Genomic DNA, 11,548 nt, shown 5'->3' on the forward strand with positions numbered 1-11,548 from the left:
AATAAACGAATTTATTGAATGTGAAAAAATCCATAAAGGTTTTTTTGGATTTGTTAAAGTTTAATTAATTAACTGTTAATTACGTAACAAAAGGACATAAGAGCAGTCTATCTTTGTATAATCAAAATTTATTTCATCAATTAAATGTATTCATCATGAAAAAAACAATTCTAACCCTTGCCTCTGCATTATTGCTAGTAGGCGCAACCGCGAATGCCAAATCAGAAACCCATCAAACAAATCTAGCCACCCCTAATGTAGTGGCAAAGGTTGAAGTCAGTGCCTTTTGCAAAGCTATCATGCAAGGGGATATTGATACCGTTAAGCGATTGATAGAGCTTGGCGAGGACGTAAACAAAAAATCTTTGGGAATGACCCCGGCCATATTTGCGGCCCGTTACAATAAAGCGGAGATTCTTGAATTACTTATTGCAAATGGAGCTAACCTTAGGTTAAAAAGTGACAAAGGTTATACAGCTAAAAAATATGCACAACTTTCAAAGGCAACTGATGCCTTGGCCGTTATTGAGGCAGCCATGGGAAGCTAAGATAATTCATCAATCAAAAGAAAAAACCCTTCGGCCGACAGGCCGAAGGGTTTTTTAATTCCCATTATTTACTTCAAATAGTGTTCACGTAAAAGAGTAAATAATTCCGGTTTTAAAATTCAAATCCATTTAAGGCTCTGTGCATAAAAGCATATACCGCCATAAGGATCATAAGGGCACAGAAAACGGAATATACCTTAAGAAGTACCACCACTATTTCGGGCTTGCAATTCTCAAAAGCTTCCGTGTAAAGGTTCTTAAAATGTGTAAGTGTTCCCATATAGTTTCATTTAAATGCTGAAACAAATCCAGCACAAGTTATTAAATTAAAGCTATAAGGGGTTAAATCTGAGGCAGGAAAGATTTGTGAAACAAATATAACAAAACGGGTGTAAAAACCTAGGCTTGCGGGTTGAATTAACCTTTTTAAGGTTGAAGTACCATTATTCTCGTCCTTCGTACTTCTGGATGGCCTCCTTTATCTTTTGAATCCTATTCTCCGGATCTGGATGGGTACTTTGAAATTCCGGTGTTCGATTAGGTCCGGCCGCGTCTCTTAGGATTTCCATTACCTTGATCATCTCCCTAGGCTCATACCCGGACCGAATCATGAATAATACGCCCAATTCGTCACTTTCCAATTCATCGCCCCTTCCATTTTTTAAAAGGGTGTTTTGGCCAATACTGCCCACGATTCCCCCGGCATCCGCTCCAACTGATGCTCCCATGGAAACAGTCCGCCAGAAGCTACTTTCCGCGATTCGTTCCGCTGAGTGCCTACCGATTACATGGCCTATCTCATGCCCAAGAACACCGGCTAATTGAGCTTCGTTCAATTTTGAGAAAAGGGCATAGGTAATGAATATCTGTCCCCCGGGCAGGGCAAAGGCATTTATGGTACGGTCATCGGCTAAGAGATGAAAATCATATTTGTAGGGTGTCTCCCGCGCTATGCTATTGTTTATGAGTTTGGTGCCAATGGCATCTACAAAGGACTGTAGGCGTTCATCAGGATAAAGGCCTCCGTGCTGTTGCGCCATTTCGGGAGCACTTTGCAGCCCAATGGCAATTTCTTGCTCAGCGGTCATATCAATGGTCTGCACCCTTCCTGTATACGGATTTTCTTCTTTGTTGTTACAGCGTTGGATAAAGGCAAAGGCTACAATGGCCAAACCAATGAAAATACGAATTTTCCAACTTCCCCTTCTCATAATATTAGTGTCCTATCGTAAATTCAAGATACCAAAAAACTTATAAAAGAGTTGGATTAATATCCAAAATATTATCCTGGATGTAATTTTTGAGAAATCCATTGGTGAAATGCTCGCTTCCTATAAAATCTTCTTCTTGAAGTAATTTTAAAATATTCTTTCTTCGGAATTCGGTCAACATAGGGATGGATATGGGGGCGTAGCTGTAATGCCAGGGTTCATACTTAAAACCTCTTCTCCCAGGATTGTCAGTGTAGACCAAATAAAAATCATAGTCATTGGAGTTTTCGTCCATCCATTTTTTCAAATCTACAAAGGGACCGTTGTTTTCAAACTTGGAAGGATCCAGTACATCCCCCTCCACCTTACGGTAACCATCTGTGATGTCAATATCGGTACCCCAATGATGTCTGCTCGTCCCTGGAATGGTAGAGTATTCGATAATCTTGTCAATGGCCTCCAATGGTTCCATACCATCATCTTCTGTATATCTTAGAAACTTACGCTCCCAAATACCTTCTTGGCGGTAAAAATCACGATAACTAGATACAATTTTTAGGTCTATCCCATCGTTATAGGCGGCCTTTTTCATCTCTACAAAGGCATCATGTGCCTTCTTCCTTAGATTGATACCCTTCCCGTAAAGTTGAATATCCACTTTGCCCATGAGTTCTAAAATGGAATATTCAAATTCTTTGCTTAAGCCCAAATTGGGCATTAATGAAAGGGCCAAACCGGAAAGGCCACTTTTTTTAATAAAAGATCTTCGCTCCATGGTTAATTTAACTTTTTGAACATTACATAGTGTGCGCCTATTTTTGGAATTTCAAAAACATCGCCAACGGTATTATATCCCAGCTTTTTGTAAAAAGCTATGGCACTAATTCTCGCGTTCATCCAAATACAGCGTATCGATTTCCGCAAAAGCTGTGTTTCCGCAAAGGTAAGGAGTATTTTTCCAAAACCCTTTTTATGGTACTCTTGTACTACTGCCATACCACGAAGTTGGTAGGCATTTTGGAAATCATAATCCGTATGATCTTGTTTTAAAAAGGTAGCTACGGCAATCAATTGGTTCTGATAAAATCCCCCAATATGGATGGTAGTCTTTATTTCGTCCCCTACAAATTTACATTCCTCCAACGGCCTTCCTTTTCTAAGTTCCGAATGTCTGACCGGATAGGTATCCTCTGCTTTAATTTCTTCGACTTTAAAACCGTGCATTGTAAAACCTATTCATTTGGGACTTCCTCTTAACTACCTCTAAAATTAACCAATTAATCCCTTTATTTGTTAGGAAATGAATTTTTGGATTTCAAAAAACAGAGAGATTTTAAATCTGCTTTTATCTCTTGGTGGAAGAAACGTACAAATACCCTTGGTGTTTTTGTCGTAGGTCGTTCATAGTAATGATATAGAAATATACTCCCGAAGCCAGTCCTGCATTTTTGTTTACTATGGCCCCTTGATTGGATAATCCATTAAACTCGTTGTTATAGTTGGTTTTTGAATAGACCAGCACCCCGTAACGGTCAAAAATTTGCATGGTATTATTGGGAGAATTTTCAATCCCTTCGAGGACAAGAAAATCGTTTTTGCCATCCCCGTTAGGTGTAAGAAAATAGTTATCCAGTTCTATTGTTTGAAAAGTTTCCGTAAGATCATCGTTTCCTCCAATCGTAATTATTTCATAATCATTGGGAATAAATTCCTCTGAGGTTACGGATCCCGAGGCCATACTTCCCTCTACTCTTGTATTTCCAAGATTTACCCATTGGTTTTCCGTCTTGCTCCATCCCACCACTTTTATATCGCTGATGAATTCCCCCAAAGCATTAATATTGCTATGGGCATCCCAGGTAAGGGTTACCCGTGAAGGCATGGCACTTTCCAACTTCCAAAATTCCCGTTGGCTGATCGAAACATAGGATGTGGCTTTTTGTGTAGTGCTAAAGCCCTTGCCCAAGGATTGGGAGGTATTGGGGTCTTCTTTAAAATAGGCGCATTTTACCAAGGCGTTCGTGGCTACTGATTCTATTTGCAGTGTACGCAACCTATTGTCATCACCCACCGGAAAAACAAAGCTATCCGTATTTGTTGCCGCCGCATAGCCATCTATCATGGAAACATCGTTTTCTCCGACGTAAAAGGCATTGTCTAAAAAGTTCAGAAAAAAATCGGTGTCATTTTTTGGGGTAATAATGTGGCCCGAAACAAAATTTACATTATTGGAAATGTAAATGGGAACATTTAAAAGTAATCCGTTATCCACTGCGATTTCGGTATCGAAAAAAACCGGGGTCCGGTTCCCAGAAACATCCAGGCTCTCATTTTCTGCATAAAAACCGACGAGACCAAAGTCTTGATTCAAATCCCCATCATTAATAAGATTTAAGTGAAATCCGACCGATGTACCGTCATGCAATTGAAGGGCGCCATAATTGTGTACGGCATCCTGGGCATACAGACCAATGCAAAAACAAAAGGAAACTATAAATGCCTTTATCCTCATAGTGTTATCGCAGTTTATTGATCATAAAACTAGATTCGTCGGCACCACTAAAATTCACGGTACCGGAATTGGCTTCCCTATATGTGATAATGGAGACCACATCATTAGTGTTTAATTGCAGAATTTCGTTTAGGTGAATACTCGAATGGTCATGGCCGCTGGCCCATCGGATATATCCCGAAGCGGCTATCGCCCCAACCGGCGTTCCGTTTACGGCAATGCGTGCATTGACGTTGGTTCTTTGTCTATTGTTTCCAGAATTAATGCCGACCAAAGATAAATTTGCTCGAATATCATATCTGCCCGATTCCTTTATAACTAACGTATTTCCGCTTACCTCGTATAAATCGGTTCCGTCATCGGCATAATCCTGCGTTCCAAATATTGGAGCTATTGTGTTGTTTACATTTAAATTGGTACTTGTATTGGAGTTGGTCCAACGGCCTCCAAAATTGATTTTAGATCTTTGTAGAACCCCTGATGCATTTACGGCCAAAATATCATCTGTATTTGTGGCTGCTCCCAAGGTTCGTATTCTCGCAGTACCATTTACATCAAGCTGCTCGGAAGGGGTGTTGGTATTGATTCCCACTTGGCCTCCGTTTTCCAGAAAAAGGCGGTAGTCCGCAACGTTCGACTCCACAAAGTTCAGCCCGTTTCCCAAAAGATTCCAATGCCACCTGGCCGTACCCGTATTGTCTTGAAAGGCGAGTACATCAACCCCATTGGCACGTATCACCAAAGGATGGTCATTAAATGAAGGGGCCTGATTGACCAAAACTTGGCCTTTGTTCTGAACCAATCTCAGCTTTTCTACGTTGTTGGAGCGCAGGACAAAGTCTTGCGTATCGGTCGTCCCAATAAAGTCAGTAGTGGCCAATGTTCCCGAATTACCGCTCATATTCCAGGAACCTGAAGTATTGCTTATACTTTCCCAAGTACTACCATTGTATTGGAACACACTTTGTTCCGTTGTGTTATATAGTAATGAGCCGGTAACAGGGTTTGAAACCGTATTCATTTCGCTGGTCGTGGCGTTGGTAAGCCCCATCAACAAGGTACCATCGATTTGGGCATTGGATATATTCCAATACGACCATACAACTAATATGACATAAAGTTTTCTCATGTATACGCTTATAAATCCAATACGGTGAACATAAACTCTGAGTTGAAACGACTTCTGTCGGTTCCACCATTATCATTGTCGCCAACAATCACTTCAAAACTCGTTGACGTTTGATTGGAGTAAGAGATGCCGGGATCATCATTACCAGCACCACCTCTTCCTGGCTGGGTCAGTTGTATGATGTAGTTAGCATCCGATACCATTCCTGTTGGCAACGTGACACGATAACGACCCGTACTTAGTCTTGTCGAGGTTACGCCTGTGGTAGCTCTTACAACGCTTCCGTTAGAACCAATTTTTCCAAATGCTTTGATGGGACTTTCATAAAAGGCTCCGCCATTGGCACCGGCCGAAATGCTATTATTGGTTTCAGCTCCTACAGTATTAATAGCTCCCACCTCTGTATCAACATAAGTTTTTACGGCCTGTTCGGTTGGGAAGTCCACATCCGAATTACCTGAAAGTGTTCCGTCGGTCGATTTGTTGGCACTATTTTCTTTAAGGGCGATGTCCGTTGCATTGGTAGCGATTCCCGAAATGTCCTGATCGCCGGTATTGGTCCCCGAGGTATTGGCTATGATAGTGGCCTGAGCGGGGGTTATCCCGGTCTTGGCCGTATTGAGCGCTATTGCCGCATCCTGGGTGGCCTGCCCGTTCTGTAGGTCCGTGATGTCCGTTGCATTGGTAGCGATTCCAGAAATGTCCTGATCGCCGGTATTGGTCCCTGAGGTATTGGCTATGATGGTCGCCTGAGCAGGGGTGATCCCGGTCTTGGCCGTATTGAGCGCTATTGCCGCGTCCTGGGTGGCCTGTCCGTTCTGCAAGTCGGTTATATCGGAAACGTTAGTGGCGATGTTGGTGGCGTTTACCGCGATTCCGGAAATGTCCTGATCGCCGGTATTGGTCCCCGAGGTATTGGCTATGATAGTGGCCTGAGCGGGGGTTATCCCGGTCTTGGCCGTATTGAGCGCTATGGCCGCATCCTGGGTGGCCTGCCCGTTCTGTAGGTCCGTGATGTCCGTTGCATTGGTAGCGATTCCCGAAATGTCCTGATCTCCTGTATTGGTCCCGGAGGTGTTGGCGATGACGGTTGCCTGCGCCGGGGTGATCCCGGTCTTGGCCGTATTGAGCGCGATTGCCGCGTCCTGGGTGGCCTGTCCGTTCTGCAAGTCGGTTATATCGGAAACGTTAGTGGCGATGTTGGTGGCGTTTACCGCGATTCCGGAAATGTCCTGATCGCCGGTATTGGTCCCCGAGGTATTGGCTATGATAGTGGCCTGAGCGGGGGTTATCCCGGTCTTGGCCGTATTGAGCGCTATGGCCGCATCCTGGGTGGCCTGCCCGTTCTGTAGGTCTGTGATGTCGGAAACGTTCGTGGCGATGTCCGTTGAATTGGTAGCGATTCCCGAAATGTCCTGATCTCCGGTATTGGTCCCCGAGGTATTGGCTATGATAGTGGCCTGAGCGGGGGTGATCCCGGTCTTGGCGGTGTTAAGTGCGATTGCCGCGTCCTGTGTTGCCTGTCCGTTCTGCAGGTCGGTGATGTCGGTGGCATTGGTGCCGATATCGGAAACGTTTGTTGCGATATCCGTTGCATTGGTAGCGATTCCCGAAATGTCCTGGTCCCCGGTATTGGTCCCTGAGGTGTTGGCTATGACGGTTGCCTGAGCCGGGGTGATCCCGATCTTGGCGGTGTTAAGTGCGATTGCCGCGTCCTGTGTTGCCTGTCCGTTCTGCAGGTCGGTGATGTCGGTGGCGTTCGTGGCGATGTTAGTGGCATTTACAGCTATTCCGGAAATGTCCTGATCTCCTGTATTGGTCCCTGAGGTGTTGGCTATGACGGTTGCCTGAGCCGGGGTGATCCCGGTCTTGGCGGTGTTAAGTGCGATTGCCGCGTCCTGGGTGGCCTGTCCGTTCTGTAGGTCTGTGATGTCGGAAACGTTCGTGGCGATGTCCGTTGCATTAGTAGCGATTCCCGAAATGTCCTGGTCCCCGGTATTGGTCCCTGAGGTGTTGGCTATGACGGTTGCCTGTGCCGGGGTGATCCCGGTCTTGGCGGTGTTGAGCGCTATGGCCGCATCCTGGGTGGCCTGTCCGTTCTGCAGGTCGGTGATGTCGGTGGCGTTTACCGCGATTCCCGAAATGTCCTGGTCCCCGGTATTGGTCCCTGTGGTATTGGCGATGACGGTGGCCTGAGCGGGGGTGATCCCGGTCTTGGCCGTATTGAGCGCTATGGCTGCGTCCTGGGTGGCCTGTCCGTTCTGTAGGTCTGTGATGTCGGAAACGTTCGTGGCGATGTCCGTTGCATTAGTAGCGATTCCCGAAATGTCCTGGTCCCCGGTATTGGTCCCTGTGGTATTGGCGATGACGGTGGCCTGAGCGGGGGTGATCCCGGTCTTGGCCGTATTGAGCGCTATGGCTGCGTCCTGGGTGGCCTGTCCGTTCTGTAGGTCTGTGATGTCGGAAACGTTCGTGGCGATGTCCGTTGCATTAGTAGCGATTCCCGAAATGTCCTGATCTCCGGTATTGGTCCCCGAGGTATTGGCTATGATAGTGGCCTGAGCGGGGGTTATCCCGGTCTTGGCGGTATTGAGCGCTATGGCCGCGTCCTGGGTTGCCTGTCCGTTCTGCAGGTCTGTGATGTCGGAAACGTTCGTGGCGATGTCCGTTGAATTGGTAGCGATTCCCGAAATATCCTGATCTCCGGTATTGGTCCCCGAGGTATTGGCGATGACGGTTGCCTGCGCCGGGGTGATCCCGGTCTTGGCGGTGTTGAGCGCTATTGCCGCGTCCTGGGTGGCCTGCCCGTTCTGCAGGTCGGTGATGTCGGAAACGTTCGTGGCGATGTCCGTTGCATTGGTAGCGATTCCCGAAATGTCCTGATCTCCTGTATTGGTCCCCGAGGTGTTCGCTATGACGGTTGCCTGCGCAGGGGTGATCCCGGTCTTGGCCGTATTGAGCGCTATGGCCGCGTCCTGGGTTGCCTGTCCGTTCTGTAGGTCGGTGATATCGGAGACGTTCGTGGCGATGTCCGTTGCGTTTACCGCGATTCCGGAAATGTCCTGGTCCCCGGTATTGGTCCCTGTGGTATTGGCGATGACGGTGGCCTGTGCAGGGGTGATCCCGGTCTTGGCGGTGTTGAGCGCTATGGCCGCGTCCTGAGTGGCCTGCCCGTTCTGTAGGTCGGTGATGTCAGTGGCGTTTACCGCTATTCCGGAAATGTCCTGATCGCCGGTATTGGTCCCCGAGGTATTGGCTATGACGGTCGCCTGTGCAGGGGTGATCCCGGTCTTGGCGGTGTTGAGCGCGATGGCCGCATCCTGGGTGGCCTGCCCGTTCTGTAGGTCCGTGATGTCCGTTGCATTGGTAGCGATTCCAGAAATGTCCTGATCGCCGGTATTGGTCCCCGAGGTATTGGCTATGATAGTGGCCTGTGCGGGGGTGATCCCGGTCTTGGCCGTATTGAGCGCGATTGCCGCGTCCTGGGTGGCCTGTCCGTTCTGTAGGTCGGTGATATCGGTGGCGTTTACCGCGATTCCGGAAATGTCCTGATCCCCGGTATTGGTCCCCGAGGTGTTGGCTATGACGGTCGCCTGTGCGGGGGTGATCCCGGTCTTGGCGGTGTTAAGTGCGATTGCCGCGTCCTGTGTGGCCTGTCCGTTCTGTAGGTCGGTGATGTCCGTTGCATTGGTGCCGATATCGGAAACGTTTGTTGCGATATCCGTTGCATTGGTAGCGATTCCGGAAATGTCCTGATCGCCGGTATTGGTCCCTGAGGTGTTGGCTATGACGGTTGCCTGAGCAGGGGTGATCCCGGTCTTGGCGGTGTTAAGTGCGATTGCCGCGTCCTGGGTGGCCTGTCCGTTCTGTAGGTCGGTGATATCGGTGGCGTTTACCGCGATTCCGGAAATGTCCTGGTCCCCGGTATTGGTCCCTGAGGTATTGGAGATGACGGTTGCCTGAGCGGGGGTGATCCCGGTCTTGGCGGTGTTGAGCGCTATGGCCGCGTCCTGGGTTGCCTGCCCGTTCTGCAGGTCGGTGATATCGGAAACGTTGGTTGCGATGTCCGTTGCGTTTACCGCGATTCCGGAAATGTCCTGATCTCCTGTATTGGTCCCTGAGGTGTTGGCTATGACGGTTGCCTGTGCCGGGGTGATCCCGGTCTTGGCGGTGTTGAGCGCGATTGCCGCGTCCTGGGTGGCCTGTCCGTTCTGTAGGTCGGTGATGTCGGTGGCATTTACAGCTATTCCGGAAATGTCCTGATCTCCTGTATTGGTCCCTGAGGTGTTGGCTATGACGGTTGCCTGTGCCGGGGTGATCCCGGTCTTGGCGGTGTTAAGTGCGATTGCCGCGTCCTGGGTGGCCTGCCCGTTCTGTAGGTCGGTGATGTCGGTGGCGTTTACCGCGATTCCGGAAATGTCCTGGTCCCCGGTATTGGTCCCTGAGGTATTGGAGATGACGGTTGCCTGAGCGGGGGTGATCCCGGTCTTGGCGGTGTTGAGCGCTATGGCCGCGTCCTGCGTTGCCTGCCCGTTCTGCAGGTCGGTGATGTCGGTGGCATTGGTGCCGATATCGGAAACGTTTGTTGCGATATCCGTTGCATTGGTAGCGATTCCGGAAATGTCCTGATCGCCGGTATTGGTCCCTGAGGTGTTGGCTATGACGGTTGCCTGTGCCGGGGTGATCCCGGTCTTGGCCGTGTTGAGCGCTATGGCCGCGTCCTGGGTTGCCTGTCCGTTCTGTAGGTCGGTGATGTCGGAGACGTTGGTTGCGATATCCGTTGCATTGGTAGCGATTCCCGAAATGTCCTGGTCCCCCGTATTGGTCCCTGAGGTATTGGCTATGACGGTTGCCTGAGCGGGGGTGATCCCGGTCTTGGCCGTGTTGAGCGCTATGGCCGCGTCCTGAGTAGCCTGCCCGTTCTGCAGGTCGGTGATATCGGAAACGTTTGTTGCGATATCCGTTGCATTGGTAGCGATTCCCGAAATGTCCTGATCGCCGGTATTGGTCCCTGAGGTGTTGGCTATGACGGTTGCCTGTGCCGGGGTGATCCCGGTCTTGGCGGTGTTGAGCGCTATGGCCGCATCCTGGGTGGCCTGTCCGTTCTGCAGGTCGGTGATGTCGGTGGCATTGGTGCCGATATCGGAAACGTTGGTTGCGATGTTAGTGGCGTTTACCGCTATTCCCGAAATGTCCTGATCTCCGGTATTGGTCCCGGAGGTGTTGGCGATGACGGTTGCCTGTGCGGGGGTGATCCCGGTCTTGGCCGTGTTGAGCGCTATGGCCGCGTTCTGGGTTACCTGTCCGTTCTGCAGGTCGGTGATGTCGGAAACGTTCGTGGCGATGTTAGTTGCGTTTACCGCGATTCCGGAAATGTCCTGATCTCCGGTATTGGTCCCCGAGGTGTTGGCTATGACGGTTGCCTGAGCGGGGGTGATCCCGGTCTTGGCGGTGTTGAGCGCTATGGCCGCGTCCTGCGTGGCCTGTCCGTTCTGCAGGTCGGTGATGTCCGTTGCATTGGCAGAAGTTTGTACACTAGTATCATATCCGCTTAAATCTACTGAAGCATCATTGCCATTTTCAATAGCAATGGTCAAGATATCATTTCCATCTATCGTAGCAGATTCTAAGTTTTGATTATCCGTCGCAGAAAAAGAGATCAGTGTCTGGTTTCCCTCTTCGTTGGTATAGGTATAGGTTCCATCAAAATTATCCACCAGAGTACTTGTGGTCTCGGCAGCACCATTAAAGGTAATTGTACCTCCATCACCATCATTTAAAGTATATGTCCCATTGCCATTATCTACAAATGAAAAACTTCCGATTTTACCGGAGCCATCACAGAGATTGTTCCATTGCCCGCCATTAAAATAATGGATACATTGGGTATCGGTATTGTAAACCATGGCCCCATGAAGAGGCACAATACTTTGCATTTGTGAAGTGGAGACCCGGGTAAGTACCAAAGCTTTGTCCGTACTTTCGAGCTCAACGATGGAGGCCCCGTTGATGGTATTCGGGTTTTCTCCTATTTTTACCTGTGCGGTTGCGAAATTAACGCTTATAAGTAGTAGTATCCATCCGAGTTTTTTAAAGTCCATTTGGCTATAATTTGGGGGTCAATGGTATAATTGCCTGTAAAATTACA

8 protein-coding genes are annotated in these 11,548 nt (G+C 48.7%); 1 reads left to right on the top strand and 7 read right to left on the bottom strand.

Features of this window, described 5'->3' with window-relative positions:
* Positions 1 to 155 precede the first annotated feature (155 nt).
* Entirely contained in the window at positions 156 to 548 is a 393-nt protein-coding gene (locus tag ACP2AF_RS01395; RefSeq protein ID WP_425234457.1) for an ankyrin repeat domain-containing protein, read from the top strand.
* A 112-nt stretch (positions 549 to 660) separates the two neighbouring features.
* Here the strand turns inward: ACP2AF_RS01395 and ACP2AF_RS01400 are convergent, their stop codons facing one another.
* The 7 genes from ACP2AF_RS01400 to ACP2AF_RS01430 form a co-directional block, all read right to left on the bottom strand.
* On the bottom strand, positions 661 to 828 hold the full coding sequence (locus ACP2AF_RS01400; protein ID WP_170158856.1) for a DUF6747 family protein: 168 nt from the start codon (positions 826 to 828) through the stop codon (positions 661 to 663).
* Positions 829 to 991: 163 nt separating this feature from the next.
* Entirely contained in the window at positions 992 to 1,759 is a 768-nt protein-coding gene (locus tag ACP2AF_RS01405; protein ID WP_425234458.1) for a M48 family metalloprotease, read from the bottom strand.
* A 40-nt stretch (positions 1,760 to 1,799) separates the two neighbouring features.
* The gene (locus tag ACP2AF_RS01410) at positions 1,800 to 2,534 is read right to left on the bottom strand and encodes a M15 family metallopeptidase (RefSeq protein ID WP_425234459.1); all 735 of its coding nucleotides are present in this window, start codon (positions 2,532 to 2,534) and stop codon (positions 1,800 to 1,802) included.
* Positions 2,535 to 2,536: 2 nt separating this feature from the next.
* The gene (locus ACP2AF_RS01415; protein WP_425234460.1) at positions 2,537 to 2,983 is read right to left on the bottom strand and encodes a GNAT family N-acetyltransferase; all 447 of its coding nucleotides are present in this window, start codon (positions 2,981 to 2,983) and stop codon (positions 2,537 to 2,539) included.
* A gap of 121 nt (positions 2,984 to 3,104) precedes the next feature.
* The gene (locus ACP2AF_RS01420) at positions 3,105 to 4,271 is read right to left on the bottom strand and encodes a gliding motility-associated C-terminal domain-containing protein (protein WP_425234461.1); all 1,167 of its coding nucleotides are present in this window, start codon (positions 4,269 to 4,271) and stop codon (positions 3,105 to 3,107) included.
* A gap of 4 nt (positions 4,272 to 4,275) precedes the next feature.
* Entirely contained in the window at positions 4,276 to 5,400 is a 1,125-nt protein-coding gene (locus ACP2AF_RS01425) for a hypothetical protein (protein ID WP_425234462.1), read from the bottom strand.
* An 8-nt stretch (positions 5,401 to 5,408) separates the two neighbouring features.
* A complete protein-coding gene (locus ACP2AF_RS01430) occupies positions 5,409 to 11,501 on the bottom strand; it encodes a beta strand repeat-containing protein (protein ID WP_425234463.1) in 6,093 nt (2,030 codons plus the stop codon).
* Positions 11,502 to 11,548: the final 47 nt, after the last annotated feature.

Origin of the sequence: Ulvibacterium sp., assembly GCF_965248315.1 — a bacterium.
Classification (GTDB): Bacteria; Bacteroidota; Bacteroidia; order Flavobacteriales; family Flavobacteriaceae; genus Ulvibacterium.